This is a genomic window from Methylicorpusculum oleiharenae (assembly GCF_009828925.2).
Lineage (GTDB): Bacteria > Pseudomonadota > Gammaproteobacteria > Methylococcales > Methylomonadaceae > Methylicorpusculum > Methylicorpusculum oleiharenae.
The window spans coordinates 4,564,947-4,580,081 of the sequence record NZ_WUTY02000001.1 but is presented as its reverse complement, the minus strand read 5'-3'; the positions used below and the strand labels follow the sequence as shown (position 1 = coordinate 4,580,081).

Annotated in this window: 18 protein-coding genes; 17 read left to right on the top strand and 1 reads right to left on the bottom strand. The window is 39.8% G+C overall.

Annotated elements, in window-relative coordinates:
• Window positions 1-435: 435 nt before the first annotated feature.
• The 17 genes from GO003_RS20405 (at window position 436) to GO003_RS20325 (ending at window position 14,174) form a co-directional block, all read left to right on the top strand.
• On the top strand, window positions 436-708 hold the full coding sequence (locus GO003_RS20405; protein ID WP_159653226.1) for a hypothetical protein: 273 nt from the start codon (window positions 436-438) through the stop codon (window positions 706-708).
• A 102-nt stretch (window positions 709-810) separates the two neighbouring features.
• Window positions 811-1,026: a PIN domain-containing protein gene (locus GO003_RS20400; RefSeq protein ID WP_159653224.1), complete on the top strand. Its 216-nt coding sequence runs from the start codon at window positions 811-813 to the stop codon at window positions 1,024-1,026.
• Window positions 1,027-1,054: 28 nt separating this feature from the next.
• A complete protein-coding gene (locus GO003_RS20395) occupies window positions 1,055-1,501 on the top strand; it encodes a PIN domain protein (RefSeq protein ID WP_159653222.1) in 447 nt (148 codons plus the stop codon).
• Window positions 1,491-1,709, top strand: a complete 219-nt coding sequence (locus GO003_RS20390; RefSeq protein WP_159653220.1) for a hypothetical protein — start codon at window positions 1,491-1,493, stop codon at window positions 1,707-1,709. Before GO003_RS20395 ends, GO003_RS20390 begins: the two co-directional genes overlap by 11 nt.
• Window positions 1,710-1,996: 287 nt before the next feature.
• On the top strand, window positions 1,997-3,274 hold the full coding sequence (locus GO003_RS20385; protein WP_159653218.1) for an ABC transporter ATP-binding protein: 1,278 nt from the start codon (window positions 1,997-1,999) through the stop codon (window positions 3,272-3,274).
• A 99-nt stretch (window positions 3,275-3,373) separates the two neighbouring features.
• Window positions 3,374-4,786, top strand: a complete 1,413-nt coding sequence (locus GO003_RS20380; protein ID WP_159653216.1) for a CDP-glycerol glycerophosphotransferase family protein — start codon at window positions 3,374-3,376, stop codon at window positions 4,784-4,786.
• A 4-nt stretch (window positions 4,787-4,790) separates the two neighbouring features.
• Window positions 4,791-5,384, top strand: coding sequence for an HAD-IB family phosphatase (locus tag GO003_RS20375; protein ID WP_159653214.1), 594 nt, complete (start codon window positions 4,791-4,793; stop codon window positions 5,382-5,384).
• Entirely contained in the window at window positions 5,360-6,016 is a 657-nt protein-coding gene (locus tag GO003_RS20370) for an NTP transferase domain-containing protein (RefSeq protein ID WP_159653212.1), read from the top strand. The genes GO003_RS20375 and GO003_RS20370 overlap by 25 nt, the downstream gene beginning before the upstream one ends.
• 10 nt (window positions 6,017-6,026) lie before the next feature.
• Entirely contained in the window at window positions 6,027-6,647 is a 621-nt protein-coding gene (locus GO003_RS20365) for a class I SAM-dependent methyltransferase (protein WP_159653210.1), read from the top strand.
• Window positions 6,648-6,723: 76 nt separating this feature from the next.
• Window positions 6,724-7,905, top strand: coding sequence for a glycosyltransferase WbsX family protein (locus GO003_RS20360; protein ID WP_159653208.1), 1,182 nt, complete (start codon window positions 6,724-6,726; stop codon window positions 7,903-7,905).
• 6 nt (window positions 7,906-7,911) lie between these two features.
• Window positions 7,912-8,904, top strand: a complete 993-nt coding sequence (locus GO003_RS20355) for a glycosyltransferase family 2 protein (protein WP_159653206.1) — start codon at window positions 7,912-7,914, stop codon at window positions 8,902-8,904.
• Between the two features lie 43 nt (window positions 8,905-8,947).
• On the top strand, window positions 8,948-9,199 hold the full coding sequence (locus GO003_RS20350) for a UPF0175 family protein (protein ID WP_159653204.1): 252 nt from the start codon (window positions 8,948-8,950) through the stop codon (window positions 9,197-9,199).
• A gap of 199 nt (window positions 9,200-9,398) precedes the next feature.
• Complete coding sequence (locus GO003_RS20345; RefSeq protein ID WP_206444592.1) at window positions 9,399-9,674, top strand: DUF3368 domain-containing protein; 276 nt, start codon at window positions 9,399-9,401, stop codon at window positions 9,672-9,674.
• Between the two features lie 80 nt (window positions 9,675-9,754).
• On the top strand, window positions 9,755-10,756 hold the full coding sequence (locus tag GO003_RS20340) for a glycosyltransferase family 2 protein (protein WP_159653202.1): 1,002 nt from the start codon (window positions 9,755-9,757) through the stop codon (window positions 10,754-10,756).
• Between the two features lie 22 nt (window positions 10,757-10,778).
• On the top strand, window positions 10,779-11,732 hold the full coding sequence (locus GO003_RS20335) for a glycosyltransferase family 2 protein (RefSeq protein WP_159653200.1): 954 nt from the start codon (window positions 10,779-10,781) through the stop codon (window positions 11,730-11,732).
• A gap of 223 nt (window positions 11,733-11,955) precedes the next feature.
• Complete coding sequence (locus GO003_RS20330; RefSeq protein WP_159653198.1) at window positions 11,956-13,056, top strand: glycosyltransferase family 4 protein; 1,101 nt, start codon at window positions 11,956-11,958, stop codon at window positions 13,054-13,056.
• Window positions 13,053-14,174: a UDP-galactopyranose mutase gene (locus tag GO003_RS20325; RefSeq protein WP_159653196.1), complete on the top strand. Its 1,122-nt coding sequence runs from the start codon at window positions 13,053-13,055 to the stop codon at window positions 14,172-14,174. The genes GO003_RS20330 and GO003_RS20325 overlap by 4 nt, the downstream gene beginning before the upstream one ends.
• Before the next feature lie 361 nt (window positions 14,175-14,535).
• Here the strand turns inward: GO003_RS20325 and GO003_RS20320 are convergent, their stop codons facing one another.
• A complete protein-coding gene (locus tag GO003_RS20320; protein ID WP_159653194.1) occupies window positions 14,536-15,066 on the bottom strand; it encodes an SRPBCC family protein in 531 nt (176 codons plus the stop codon).
• Window positions 15,067-15,135: the final 69 nt, after the last annotated feature.

The window sequence follows — 15,135 nt, the reverse complement described above, 5'->3', positions numbered from 1 at the left end:
CGATACCCAGAGCTATAAGCATAATACAGTCTCATGGGGATAGGTTTAAGCCAGCGGGTTATTGATCATGCACTTGTTAGTTGAATACGCGAAATTTAATAAATTAATCCGACCAGTCATCCAAAATTCAGACGATGTCTTAATCAAAGTCGATAACGTCTTGAAAAAATGCTGCCGCTCGCTGAAACGGTCTATGCTTTATGGCATCGAAGACACCAATCACGACCTTCTGCATTTGCCGAACACCTCGGACAAATTACACAGAGATGAATTTTGGTCTATAAATTAAAAAAAAACACATGTCAACATCGTGCTGTACAAAGGCAAAGATGCAGCGTTGATTAGAGTTTGCGCGGGCTGTAACCTGATGTAGGCCATGCGCGCGCATATCTATGTCAATGCTACTATCCTTGATTGCTATTTAGGAACAAAGCCATGCTAAAAACCATACACGTTGAGATTGACCCAACTGGTCATATCCAAGCCTTAGAGCCGATCATGTTCAAGTTAGAAGGTAAGGCGCTGCTTACGCTATTGGAAAGTGATACGAACGAAGAATCCGATGCAACGATAACCGAAACTAAAGGAAGTGTGTCTCGCACACTAAGACTTTTGGCATCTCCTCGTTTCCAGCACCGTCCAAGAGCTAATCTAGAAGAAGTACAACGACGAATTTTTGCTATTCGGGATGAATGGAATAACGACTGATGCCCCGACTCATTTATCTTGACACGTGTTGTGTCATTTATTTGCTGGAAGAAGCACAGCCTTTCAGCGGCCTTATTCGACAACATTTTGCAAATAACCTAGATGCATATTTTATGCATTTCATCATTAGTCCGCCTTGAATGCCTGGTAAAGCCGTTGATTGAAGGTAATCAAATACTCGTTGAAGATTATGAGTTATTTTTGGCTGACCAACGATGGTTAACCATCAATGACACTGTAATTGCCAGAGCGTTAAACTTGAGAGTCAAACATAAAATAAAAACACCCGATGCGCTTCAGAATATCCATATGTCATAAGATTGGGAACACGCGGAAACCTTAGCTGATGAAAATCTATCTTGATATGTGTTGCTTTAATCGACCTTATGATGACCAAACTCAGTCTCGTATTCGAATTGAAACGGAAGCTAAAATTGTGATTCAACAAAAGCTCAAGGATCGTGAGCATGAACTTCTGTGGTCTTCAATTCTCGATTTTGAATGCTCGAATAACCCGTTCCAAGAACATCAAATCGCCATACTCAATTGGCGAACTATAGCATCTACCGTGATCATGATCGATGACAGCATTATTGCACGAGCCACAAACCTAATGACAATGGGCGTAGCTAAATATGATGCGTTCCATGTGGCTTGTTCCATTGCAGGCGGTGCAGAACTTTTCGTGACAACGGATGATAGATTACTAAAATATTTACGCGTGGTTGATGATACATTGGCACTGTTACCACAAAATGCCTTGGCTTATATAGAGAAATGGTATGAAAACTGAAACTGAAATTCGCATGGACGGAATGAATGCATTGATACAAGCATTGGGCTTGGTAGAAGCCGAACGCTTTTTAATGGCAATATCCCGTGAACGTTTTAATTACACTGAATGGCGGCGAACTAGATTACCGGATGTATCCATAGAGGAACTCGCCCGATTAGCGAACCTCGAAGCTGAAAAAAACAACCAACTATTCGGTGAAAAATAGCTTGTATTGCATGTCGCGTTCCGTATGGAAGCGTCTCATCAAATTAGCGCAGACCACTTTATGCAGTGTTTAATTTTTGCTAAAGCGCTTAAGCAGTGGGGTATAGAAAATCGATTAATTTGCCGCGTTTTGACGACAGATTACTTTGTTCCCACTTTTACGCATACTCTAAAGAGCATAAGTGGGGATATATACCGATCTTTGCGCAGTTGCCAAGGAATGGGATCTCACGCCGCACCATGGGAAGTTTAATATTTCAAATGATGATCCTATAACACGATACCTCCATGTCAAACTCAGACGACGTCTTAATCAAAGTCGAAAACGTCAGCAAAAAATTCTGCCGCTCGCTGAAACGGTCTATGCTTTATGGCATCGAAGACATCAGTCGCGACCTGCTGCATTTGCCGAACACCTCGGACAAGTTACGGGGGGATGAATTCTGGGCGGTGGACGATGTGTCGTTTGAAGTCAAACGCGGCGAATGCCTGGGTATTATTGGTCGTAACGGCGCAGGGAAGAGCACCTTATTAAAAATGCTTAACGGTATCATTCTGCCGGACAAAGGCAAGATCACCATCAAAGGTAAAGTTGGTGCTCTGATCGAAGTCGGCGCCGGATTTCACCCGATGTTGACAGGGCGGGAAAATATCTATGTCAACGGTGCGATTCTCGGCATGAGCAAACGTGAGATCGACAAGAAATTCGATGAAATTGTAGTGTTTGCTGAGTTGGAAGAGTTTATCGATATGCCGGTTAAGCATTATTCGAGTGGAATGTATGTGAGATTGGGGTTTGCTATTGCAAGCACTATCAGTCCCGATATTCTTATTCTTGATGAGGTTTTAGCTGTAGGTGATGTTTCGTTCCAGATTAAGTGTCTTAATAGAGTTAGGGAGCTAGCTAGCAGCAGCGCGGTCATTTTTGTTTCGCACAACATGCAACATATTGCCTTGTTATGCTCTTTAGTATTTAAGTTGATCAAAGGAGAACCATCATTACCTTCTGAAGATATTAATTCGGTAATAGCTGATTATCTTGCTAATAATCAAATAGGAGAAAATCGTTCAGGAACCCTAGAGGCAAAGGTTCATCAAATGAAAATAATAATTGATGAACAAGATATTGAGTCGGCTCATTCAAGTACAGTTAAATCGGGTGAATACGTGGTGATTGAAATGGTTGTTGAAATTTTTCAGCCGCTTAATAAATGTTACTTTCTTTGCGCAATAATGGATTCACAAAGAAACGCTCTAATTTCTATGCCTTTCCAGATCGTCCAATCGACTGATATTCAAGCTTTTGCTCATCATTCATTCTATCGTCTTCGTTTCAGCTTGGGTGAAATGCATTTAAACTCAGGATGTTATTCATTCATGTTTGCTGTAAAAATGAAGAAAACTCACCAAGTCCTCCTCCGCCATGAAGGCCTATCCCCATTTAAAGTAATTTCAACATATCCTGATCTCGCAGGAAAACTTATCAAGGAAACGGAGCTTCAAATTGACTGCATATCTGGTGCTCCTGGCAAGAGTTATGTGATATCCCGTGAAAATATAAGTTAACCATGTGATTATTCTGTAATTCAAAATATCTTTAATAAATTGAATTTTATCTTATGTCAAATCACCCAAAGACCAACAAAAAAATAAATATTTCACCTTATGAATAAAATAGCAAACGGTGCTATGGATTTGATGAAAAGATCAATATTAATGATAAAGAAGAAAGCCCTAGTGTTGGACTGGATTAGAAAATTAGCGCGATGGGCGTGTAATTTTATAAATATTGCGGAAACACTAAACAGTCTCTCAAAAAATCTAGAGGTACTGAAATTTAGCGTCGAGCGATTAGAAGATACTATCAACACTATCTCAAGCTCACGCAATTTTAACCAACCGGTACGCGTTGTTTTTCTCGTGCATCACGCTACCTCTTGGCTCGCAACAAAACCAGTGTTAGAGCATTTGACAAACGATATTCGCTTTGAAGTTATCGCCATTTCGCTCCCACACATAAAGTTGATGGCTGCTTCACACGAATTATGTGGTGAAGAAGAAATTCATAAAATGCTTGTCTCGCAGAATATTAAACACATACGGATTAGCGAGGGCGAAATATCGCATGCTTTGAGGGTCGTGAAAGCCATTAAGCCAGATGTGATCTTCAGGCAAACGCCATGGCCACACGATTTGCCTAGTTCGCTGGATGCTGAATCACTATCCTTTACCAGAATTTGTTATATACCTTATGGATATATGACTGCGGCAATCGAAGATAAGCAGTTTAATCAAGATTTTCACCAGCGCTGCTGGAAAATTTTCTGTCCAGATGAGGCGCATTTAAAGTTGGCAGAAAAATATTGCCTGATTAACGGGATTAATTGCGTCGTTACTGGTTATCCAAAGTTCGATTATCTTACCGACAAATCGACCAAAAAATGGCCGATTAATTATGCGAACGAAAGAAGCAATAACTTTAAACTTATTTGGGCTCCCCACTGGAGCTTTATGGATAATTGGCTAAAGTTCGGTGCATTTTCGCAAACGTCCGCTACGATATTCAACTTGGCAAAAGCCAAAACAAATCTACAAATTGTACTGAGACCTCATCCTGTTTTTCTCGAGTACATGGACGACGCCGAGACGGGGTCAGAGATTGAACAATTCATTAATGAATGGAACCTGTTGCCGAATACTTTCATCTCTCGAGAAGCAGATTACGCTCCCCTGTTCGCTGCATCCGATGCGCTATTGACTGATGGCTTGAGTTTTCTTTCTGAATATCAACTTTTTGACAAGCCTCTGATTTTTTTTGAACGGGAGGATACTATCGGATTTAATTCGGCAGGAAAAAATTTGCTTTCTGGACTTTATAGATTGCAAAAACCTGAACAAATCGAACCTCTGCTGAATAAACTTATGCAGGGGGAGGAGGATGATAGTATTGTCGATGCGCGTTGTCGTGTGGCGAAAACTATACACCCATACCCTCAACAAGCTGCATCGCGAATTGCAGAAATAATTAGTTCTGAAATTAGTTACTCAATGCAATCAGCCTCTTATCAAAGGGTTTAATAAGATGAAGGATAAAGTTTATCTGTTCGACCTGGATGGCACTTTGATCTCGACGGAATTACTGCCTGTGATAGGAGCAGAGCTTGGAGTTTTTGATGAAATTAATGAACTAACTAAGGCAACCATGGCGGGTGAAGTTCCATTCGATCAGAGTTTTCGTCATCGTGTGGAATTATTAGCGGATGTTCCTATCGAGAGGGTTGCGGAAATCATTCTCGCACAACCAGTACATGAAGAGTTAATGGAATGGGTTCTAGCTAAGCGAGATTCATGCTGTGTAGTTACAGGTAATCTAGACTGCTGGGTAAATCCATGGTTAAAAAAACATGGTCTCCGTGGTTTTACCAGCACGTCAGATATTACTTCCGGCAGATTGAAAGTAACAACAGTTCTGCACAAGGCTTCAGTATTGAGTTATTTCCCTGGATTTAAGTCGATATTCATAGGCGATGGTGCAAATGATTCTGAAATTATGCGTAGCGCCGATATCTCAATTGCCTGTTCGCTTATTCATCCAGCATCGCAGGTTTTGCTGGAAGTTGCCGACTATCTTGTTATGGAGGAATCCTCACTATGTCGTCTTCTCTCACGGTTGTAATTAGTGCTGCTGGCCTGGGGTCGCGTTTAGGACTCAACAGACCCAAAGCATTAGTTGAAGTTGGCGGTACACCTATACTAGCTCACCAACTTGAGCTATTACAGGATGTAGCAGAGGTTGTTGTTGTAGTCGGATTCAGGGCGGAGAGTGTCATAAGTCTTGTTAAAAAGCTTCGGCCAGATGCAATTATTGCTTTCAATCATGACTATAGAAATTCTGGAACAGCACTAAGCGTGTCATTGGCTGGGAAAATTTCTGCTGATTGGGTAGTATCTTTGGATGGTGATTTATTAATAGAAAAGCAGTCGCTCAATTCTATTCTTCAACATTCCAATGCTTGTCTTGGGCTTTCTTCTGTGGTTTCTCAAGCCCCTGTTTATGCTCAACTTAATAAGCATAATAAAGTAGTGTTACTCTCTCAATCAATTGAAATGAGATCAGCTTACGAATGGACCGGTATTGTCAAAATACCATCAAAGTCTGCTATTCAGTTGGGAAGAAACCATGTCTATCAAGGTCTAGTGAACATGCTTCCGATGGATTGGTTACCAGTAGAGACTGTTGAGATTGATGAACCAGATGATCTGATAAAAGCCTCTCATTGGCTAAAATGTAGGGAAAATAATCTATAGCATGCGAAATATGATCGACAAAGAAATTATTAAAAAGTTTTGGACAGAAAAATCTAAAGAAAAATCTAACAGGTGGTCCGGAAATACTATATTGGAATATGAACGCAATCTTCTTGCTCCATATGCAAAAAGGGCTAATAAAGTAATTGATCTTGGTTGCGGTCATGGAGAATTAAGTCGTAGCATTGTTGATAGACATACTTATCTTTTAGGTGTTGACTATATTCCAGATTATGCTAATTCATTTGATAAGCCTAATCAGAGTTTTGTCTGTAGTTCCCTGACCGACTACAAACCATTTAATGTTTTTGACCTCGCTCTATTGCTTGGTGTTGTAACTTATTTAGACTTGGAGGAGGAAAATAGCATTTATTGTTTACTATCAAAATGTATTTCTACAACGGGATTAGTTGTCGTAAAGAATCAATGTTCAAATGAAAAAGAATTTGTATTTAATGGGTATTCTAAATTTCTTAAAACAAGTTACTCTGCACGCTATCCAGAATATGATACACAAATTAATAGATTAAGTTATTGGTTTAATAATATTAACGCAGTTAAGTATCCTGAAGAATTTAATACATGGAAAAATACTTTTCACGTGGCTTTTTTTTGCTCAAATAAATCATAGCCATAAACACTTATTTCATATAGCAGCCTTATAAAAATTTTAATAAAAAAACCGTTTTTCTGCATCTATTTTTAAGATGAACTCATTTGCAAAACAAAATTGTTTAAAAATTAAAACTATTGCAATCGTTTTACCCCAATTTCACCCCATTCCCGAAAATAATGTGTGGTGGGGAGAAGGCTTTACTGAATGGACAAATGTTGTTAAAGGTAAACCACTATTTAAAGGGCATTATCAACCTCACTTACCAAAAAATCTCGGCTTTTATGATTTAAGGCTTGCAGAAACAAGAGCTGCACAGGCTGCATTAGCCAAAAAATATGGTATTTATGGTTTTTGTTATTATCATTATTGGTTTAACGGCAGAAGAATCCTCGAAACGCCAGTAGATGCAATATTTGAATCTAATACACCTGACTTTCCTTTTATGCTTTGTTGGGCAAATGAAAATTGGTCACGAAACTGGGATGGTGGATTTGAGAAAATACTTTTAGAGCAAAAACATTCTGTCGAAGATTTTGTGGCTCACGCACACCATCTTGTCAAATATTTTCAAGATCAACGGTATATTAAAATAAACAATAGGCCTGTATTTGCTATATATAAAGATTTATTGATTGAAGATATCGAAAATTGCATTAACGCATTTAGAAATACGCTGAAGGAATACGGCTTGGATGTCTTTATATGTCGTTTTGAGAGAGGTATAGGCACATCAAAGAATTTTAGTAAAGCATACAGGTTTTTTGATGCAGGGATCGAGTTCCAGCCACTTACAAGACAATTCTCTGATCTTACAAAGGCAAAAAAAAACAGCTTTGAAAAATATTTAAAATTATATAATTATTACAGAGGCATAAAAAAATTACTCGGCCTAAATGTTAATCCAAAAAATATAATTATTGAGTATAAAGATCTTATAAAAAATGATTTGAACCAACACTTTCAGAAGGGGTTGCCAATATTTCCTGGTGTATGTCCTAGCTGGGATAATTCAGTACGCAGAAGAAATGGGGGTGCTTTAATTGTCAACAACTCAACTCCTAGTCTTTTTCAAAAATGGGTGACTGAAAAGATAAAAAAAACCAACTGGAGCTTATTGCCGGAACGATTTATTTTTGTCAATGCATGGAATGAGTGGGCGGAAGGTAATCATCTTGAGCCATGTGAAAAATGGGGGGAGCAATATCTTGAGGCAATAAAACAAGGTATAGATGATGCTGATAACCTAAATAGCGAATCCAGTGAGTTGTTATGAATTAATATGACTATCCGCATTTCAATAGCACTCGCTACTTATAACGGCGAAAAATACCTTGTAGAACAACTTCGAAGTTTTTGTAATCAAACTCGAATGCCAGATGAACTTATCATTTGTGATGATTGTTCACAGGACTCAACTTTATCAATAGCATATGATTTTGCAGCTAAGGCCCCTTTCACAGTAAAAATTATTGTTAATCAGAGGAATTTGGGGTATGTGCAGAACTTTTCCAATGCGTTTTCATATTGTAATGGTGATATTGTATTTATTAGTGATCAGGACGATGTTTGGCTGCCAACAAAAATTGAAAAGATGTCTCAGTACCTCGATTTAAACCCTCATATACAATTAGTAATTCACGATCTTGATTACTGCAAAGAAGATTTGAGACCAATCGGTCAAACAAAAATCCAGAGGATGGAAAATAATTTCGATCTTAACTGGTATTATGTCGTAGGTATGGCCACTGCGATTCGAAACCCATTTCTTAAGCTGTGTATGCCGGTTCCCAATTCTGGATTGATTACACATGACATGTGGTTACACCATTGTTCGCATTCGATTAACCGTAAAGCCATAATTACGGATGTGCTAGCGCTTTATCGTCGGCATCAATCAAATGTTACAATCGAAGGTAAACTTAACGTTGATTTTGTAACTACAGCAAGTTATTTTAAAACTACTTTGTATAAAAAGATAAAAAATGTTAATAATCTCAAAATAATACTTAAAGAATTGCTTGATCAATCTTTAATTCAATGGTTAGTAGATAAAAGAGATTTACTTATCGAAAATAACTATGTTTCATCTGTGGAGTTGGAAATAGTTATTGAGCATTATAAAAATTACTTTGATAGTATTAAACAAAGGTGTCTAATACTTTCTTTGAAACGTAGGCAAAGATTTTTTCCAATTATTTATCATTACCGAAAAGGTGGTTATGATTATTTTGATGGTTTGCGTACAGCTTTTGGGGATTTTTTGCCTAAATAACAAAGTTTTCCTTGCTGAATGTGCAACAATTTAGAGGCCCTTAATGCAAATCGCCATCGATCTTCCCAATGACTTTGTCGAATTTCAAACCGAAAACGACATTAAGCAAGAAATCCGCACCTCCTATGCTGTTTGGCTATATCAACACGAGCGCGTAACGCTGGCAAAAGCGGCAGAACTGGCGGGGTTCGATCTTTATGAATTCATGTGCATTTGTAAAGCAAATAAGATTCCTATCATCAACATCACACATGATGAAATTCTTGAAGAACTGAGCTGTTTCAAAACACCATGATCTTGGTCGCCGACGCTTCTGCTTTGATTGCACTTGCTTTCCGTAATAGTCTGTCTTTACTCGATAAACTTTTTGGCGAAGTCCTTGCACCCAAACTGTTTATTCCGAAATTTCTAAAGTTGATAAAGCATACTCCTCTTGCTTGCAATCGTATCTGCAAGGCAGGGTACGAGTTGTAGATACACAGCGGTTTGTTTATTTGGATGCTTTCGCTGACGCGGGAGAAACAGAGGCTATGCTTCTTTACAAGGAGGTGTCTGCGGATTATTTGCTCATTGACGATAAGCGCGGCCGTAAAGTTGCAAAAATAAATCAAATCAAAACTATTGGATCACTTGGCGTCTTACTGCAAGCCAAACGCGCAGGACATATTCAATTAATTGCGCCCTTATTAAAGCTAATTGCCTCAAGCCCTGTATACATCAGCGAAAGTTTGATAAATACAGTACTCGAGTTGGCAGGAGTATCTCAATAACTTTAAAGTCTGTTTTAAAAATCCTGAAAACACTATTAAATCGACTCAAAAGACTCTTGCATTAAAAAATATTAACTTGTATGCACAATCCAAAACCGCTTGTTTCTGTCATCATCCCAACTTTCAACCGCCCACAATTCTTGGCAAGAGCAGTGAATAGTGCTTTGGCAGGAATGGATAGGAAGGATGTTGAAGTCATTGTTGTTCCGAATGGTCCTGATCAGTCTTGGAGCAAAGCGTTGCAGCCATTTAAAAACAACCTGGCCGTACGAGTTATACCGATACCGCAAGCCAGTGGAAATGCAGCTCGTAATGTAGGCATGCTAAATGCCCATGGTAAATATATAAGATTTCTTGATGACGACGATTATCTGATATTTGCCGGGTGTGTAAGGCAGTATGAATTGCTCGAAAGCGATAACTTTGATTTTTGTTCGGGTTTATTGCTCAATATCGATATGGAAAATAAAGATCTGGGGCAAGTTAATTTTCCTGTTTCACGCGACTTTGTCTGCGCAAGTCTTATCATTTCTGGATTCACATTGCCTATTGGTAATGTTTATTTACGATCCTCTCTTAAGGAAGCTAGGTGGAATGAAAATGTTGTGCGTATGCAGGATAATATATGGATGATTGATTTGGCCGGATTAAGAGAGTGGCGATGGGTACACCTTGATGAGATTGTTGGCGTATGGTTTCAACATGACCTAGCTAGAGTTTCAAGTATGAATTTCACAAAAGACATCCCTTTTGATCTTGTTACATCTATTTTTACGCTCCATAATTTACTTTTGGAGCAAAACAGATTATTGGACATTAGAAAGCAAGTCATAGTCAGAACTTTATGGTTTTTTATTCATACCTTTTTTCCTTATGCCCCTTATTATTGGCATCAAGTCGTAAAACAGACCAGAAAAATAGATAAAGACTATAAACCGGAAAATATCATTTTTTCTCGTCCTTTTTTGCGACATCTTGACCCATTAACTGTTGAATGGATGATATTTCTATTACGAAGAGTAAAAAACTTTTATATCAATAAAAAAAGAGTTGCTCTTAAAGACTATAGAAGAATATTGTGACCATCCAAAAATTGGTGGCTCCATGGCCTTCATATTACTTTCCATTTTTGGACTTTCGGAATCTATTTTCATGCCTTCCAACGTTTTTGCTGTAATCGTTACTTACAATCGCCTTCCCCTACTTCAGCTCTGTGTTGGGGCCATCCAATCACAGACCAAATCTCCAGATCACATATTAATTATCGATAATGCATCCACAGACGGCACTGATGCATGGATTCATGGAATCTCTTCAAACATTATTTACATTCGGTTGACTGACAATCGTGGAGGAGCAGGCGGTTTCGCGGAGGGTATCCAACAGGCACTTGTTCATGGGGCTGACTGGATTTGGATGATGGATGATGATGCCGAGCCGTTACCCAATGCATTGGAAGAATTATTGTTTGTTTCGAATAACCCAAGCCATATCTATGGTTCGGTCGCTATTAGCGGAGAATATACTTCTTGGGGTTTGAGCTTAGTTAACAAAGGTAATTTAGGCGTTGATCTGATTGAAGATATTCCTGATAGAGCTAGAGTACAATTCTTACCATTCCTTGGCTTCATGATTCATCGCGACTTGGTGAATAAAATGGGTTTGCCGGACGCAGGTTTTTTCATTGCTGCAGACGATGTTGAATATTGCATGAGGGCGGCGAGTTTTGGAGCCCAAGTCATCGTTGCTGGCAAAAGTCGTATTAAACACCCCAAAGCTATTACTTATACACTTCAACTGCCTGGTCGAAGTTTTACTTGTTTACAACTTCCTCCGTGGAAGCGTTATTACGATACTCGTAATCGCTTGTTTATTGCTCGACAATTCTATGGCTTGCGTTTCTGGACCCATACAATACCTGCATCATTTCTGAGATTATTCGGCGCGCTACGTTATGAACCTCGTAAGTTAGCGCAACTTTGGGCATTTTTTACAGGTTTTTATGATGGTTTATTAAACATAAAAGGAAAACGACATACTTTTTGGCATATTAACTAACTTTTTGCAATTGTATGGTTCTATTGAATATAGCTGATCCTAAATACGTTAATGGATGGCGAGCGCCGAACACATCCTTGTGCTCTGGATTCCGGCAATCCCTACCGGAAAGACGTTGTTGCTGAAGCAGCTTTATAATCAGGATAACATTTGAGCATAACGCTTTCTTTCGGGCATAATTTATTGTCTTTATAATTAATTTCTTGGCTCAATTGGCATTATCATGAAGATAGTTTTCCTAACCAAGCGCCAATACATGCATAAGGACGTCATAGACGATCGCTATGCCAGAGTCTATGAACTGCCGAATCAATTTGCACAACAAGGCCACCGGGTACGTGGAATTTGTCTCAGTTATAGTAAGCGTAAAGAGGGGCGCTTTGAACACTACCATGAAAATGGCGGCTTACTGGAATGGTATTCTTATAATTTGGGGCATTTAATAGCGCCTGGATTTTGGCGTTACTTACAAAATGCCGAAGTATTGCTACGTGATTTCAAGCCTGATGTCTTGCTGGGTTGCTCCGACTGCCCTCATGCTGTGATTACGGCCTATTTGGCGCACAGATTTAATATTCCTTATTTCATCGATCTTTACGACAATTACGAAAGTTTCGGTTTGGCAAGAATACCCGGCATGTTGCGGCTTTATCGAAGCGCACTCAAAAACGCAACCGGAGTCAGTTGCGTCAGTGAGCCTTTGTCAGGCTACATCAGGCAGCGTTACAGACATGCTAATGTACTGACGCTGGAAAGTACGATTAGCGGTGGTGATTTTTATCCACGGAATCGGTTCGAATCACGCAATCGATTCAATTTGCCCGAAAATGCCAAACTAATTGGTGTTGCCGGATCATTGCACCGAAACCGGGGTATCGATTTGCTCTATGACAGCTTTCTGCAACTGGCCGAATGTGATCCCGCATTGCATTTAGCTTTGGCCGGACCTAATGATGCCTCTTGCCCTATACCAGAACATCCTCGTATTCATTATTTGGGCTTGTTACCCCATCATGACGTTAACATTTTTTATAATGGGCTCGATTTAGCCGTGGTATGTATGCGCGATACCGAATTTGGGCGCTATGCTTTCCCCCAAAAAACGTATGAAATATTAGCCTGTAAAACGCCGATATTGACGGCACGTCTAGGTGCTCTTCAGCAAACCTTGAAAGATTACCCCCAATGTCTTTACGAACCTGAAAATCAGGCGGACTTATCAGAGAAGATAGTCAATTTACTTAATAACCCTTGTGCCGTGGATATTCCTATTCCTACCTGGAAAGATCAAGCTAAGCGTTTGGCCGAATGGCTTAATCCATGAAAAAAAACATTTTAGTTGTCGGAGCTGGATTTGCCGGTGCAACGGTAGCCCGAGAATTAGCGGACAGTGGACGATACAAAATTCATATCATTGATAAGCGCGATCATATTGCCGGTAATGCTTTTGATCCGGTTGACGACCAGTTAAAACTTCGAATACATCGTTATGGTCCGCATATTTTTCATACGAATGACCAACGCATTTTTGATTACTTATCGAGATTTACTCGATGGTTACCTTACTCACATCAAGTCCAAGCCTTAGTTGAGGGAACTGGATATGTGCCTTTGCCAATCAATCGCATCACACTCAACAAAATTTATAATAAGTCGCTGGCTGATGAGGCTGAGGTTAAAGCTTTTTTGGAAACTTTGCGCTGCCATCACTCGCAACCCGCCAATGCTCGAGAAGTGGCCGAAAACATCTATGGCGTGGAACTGACTGAATTATTTTTTGCCCGTTACACGCAAAAAATGTGGGGAATGTCATTGTCAGATTTAGCCTCGGAGGTGTTGGCCCGGCTTCCGGTTAGATACGATGATAACGTCAATTACTTCAATGATAAAATTCAGGCCATGCCCGCGCATGGTTATCTCGGTTTATTTGAAACGATGCTTGATCACCCGGAAATATCAATATCGCTGTCTTGCCAGTTTGAAAAAGCCATGGAGAAAGACTACGAACATGTGTTTAATTCCATGCCTATAGATGCTTATTTCAATGAGCAGTTTGGAGCTTTACCTTATCGCTCCATCCAATTTGTCCACGAACAAATTGAACAACACCATCAGCCAGTACCCACCATAAATTTTACCGATCAAAGTATTTTTACTCGCCAAACCGATTGGCGTTTGTATCCCGGATGTGATTTAGGTGCTAATCAAGCGTTTTTGACTAAAGAAATTCCGTGCAGTTATGAAGAAAATAATTTCGAAAGATATTACCCTGTCAAAACAGTCGATGGTGCCCCACAACGCTTGTATCGCCGTTATTGTGAAGAGGCTAGGAAATTAGCGCATATGACCTTTATTGGCCGTTGCGGTCAGTATATCTATTACGATATGCATCAGGTAGTCGCAAATAGCTTGAAAATTGCTAAAGGATATTTGAGCAGCTAATGGCTCACGATTTTCAAAAAGCTGGCGTAATTGCCGGCTGATTTAATGGCTGATAGCGGATGTGATTTAGGATTTCGTCAAAAAGTGCATTACCGGAATGCATCAATCGAAGTGAGTTTTTACTGATATTTGTCCGTGAATCAACTGAACAAGGCAATCAGTCCCTAACCACTATAAATTTTCCTGATTAGCAAGATGTTACAGCTAAATCCATTGGCCCGTCATGCCCGCCTGGAAACGGGCATCCATAGCCATGGATGGTAAGCTTCGAGCTATCCATGTGATCTGGATACCCTTGTGCGGTCTAACGGTTCCGGCAATCTCTGCCGGAACGAAGGCTTGGTTAATCTTATTAAGCAGATTAGGGTTCCAACTTTTTCTTCAGCCCGCTTAAACCGTTTTTGAAAAATTCATTCATCGCCTTGATAGCCGCTTCATCATTCAAGTTTGCGGGTGGCGTGTTGCCGGTATCGCCACGGTAGAAACGGCTTTTGAAGGTCACTGTCGTGCTGCTTGCATCTTGTCCCGGACTCACTTGAAGTTCAATGGAGTAGGAGCTGACCGGTAAGGCCTGGACATTTTCGGTTTTTAGCCGGTAGCTGTATTCGTGGTCTTTGTCGCTGTAATAATCCAGTTCATCAATCAGATCATTACCGTTTTGCAGGGTTACAGTCCTCAATCCGCCTGATTCGTGTTTGCTGTCGCCTTTGCTGGCTTTAACATCCGGATGCCACGAAGCGATGCCGTCAAATTGTTTAACAGCATCCCATACCTGTTCGACAGATGCGTTGATGACGATGCTTTCCTTGGCTTTTTGCGGTGTCGGCCCGTGTGCATGAGCAAAAAGTGGAAACAAGAAAATACTGATTAACACGGTCAATGGATAGTTCATGGATTCACGTCAGAGTGGTTAAAAACACTATTATGGGTAAAGCATGGCGTATTGACGTGGGTAAGTTTC

Excerpts from the sequence above, each read along its gene's own strand:
- GO003_RS20355 (WP_159653206.1), top strand. The coding sequence starts at position 7,912 with ATGACTATCCGCATTTCAATAGCACTCGCTACTTATAACGGCGAAAAA.
- GO003_RS20335 (WP_159653200.1), top strand. The coding sequence starts at position 10,779 with ATGGCCTTCATATTACTTTCCATTTTTGGACTTTCGGAATCTATTTTC.
- GO003_RS20400 (WP_159653224.1), top strand. The coding sequence starts at position 811 with ATGCATATTTTATGCATTTCATCATTAGTCCGCCTTGAATGCCTGGTA.
- GO003_RS20375 (WP_159653214.1), top strand. The coding sequence starts at position 4,791 with ATGAAGGATAAAGTTTATCTGTTCGACCTGGATGGCACTTTGATCTCG.
- GO003_RS20365 (WP_159653210.1), top strand. The coding sequence starts at position 6,027 with ATGATCGACAAAGAAATTATTAAAAAGTTTTGGACAGAAAAATCTAAA.
- GO003_RS20340 (WP_159653202.1), top strand. The coding sequence starts at position 9,755 with ATGCACAATCCAAAACCGCTTGTTTCTGTCATCATCCCAACTTTCAAC.
- GO003_RS20330 (WP_159653198.1), top strand. The coding sequence starts at position 11,956 with ATGAAGATAGTTTTCCTAACCAAGCGCCAATACATGCATAAGGACGTC.
- GO003_RS20320 (WP_159653194.1), bottom strand. The coding sequence starts at position 15,066 with ATGAACTATCCATTGACCGTGTTAATCAGTATTTTCTTGTTTCCACTT.
- GO003_RS20350 (WP_159653204.1), top strand. The coding sequence starts at position 8,948 with ATGCAAATCGCCATCGATCTTCCCAATGACTTTGTCGAATTTCAAACC.
- GO003_RS20395 (WP_159653222.1), top strand. The coding sequence starts at position 1,055 with ATGAAAATCTATCTTGATATGTGTTGCTTTAATCGACCTTATGATGAC.
- GO003_RS20370 (WP_159653212.1), top strand. The coding sequence starts at position 5,360 with ATGTCGTCTTCTCTCACGGTTGTAATTAGTGCTGCTGGCCTGGGGTCG.
- GO003_RS20385 (WP_159653218.1), top strand. The coding sequence starts at position 1,997 with ATGTCAAACTCAGACGACGTCTTAATCAAAGTCGAAAACGTCAGCAAA.
- GO003_RS20390 (WP_159653220.1), top strand. The coding sequence starts at position 1,491 with ATGAAAACTGAAACTGAAATTCGCATGGACGGAATGAATGCATTGATA.
- GO003_RS20405 (WP_159653226.1), top strand. The coding sequence starts at position 436 with ATGCTAAAAACCATACACGTTGAGATTGACCCAACTGGTCATATCCAA.
- GO003_RS20360 (WP_159653208.1), top strand. The coding sequence starts at position 6,724 with ATGAACTCATTTGCAAAACAAAATTGTTTAAAAATTAAAACTATTGCA.
- GO003_RS20380 (WP_159653216.1), top strand. The coding sequence starts at position 3,374 with ATGAATAAAATAGCAAACGGTGCTATGGATTTGATGAAAAGATCAATA.
- GO003_RS20325 (WP_159653196.1), top strand. The coding sequence starts at position 13,053 with ATGAAAAAAAACATTTTAGTTGTCGGAGCTGGATTTGCCGGTGCAACG.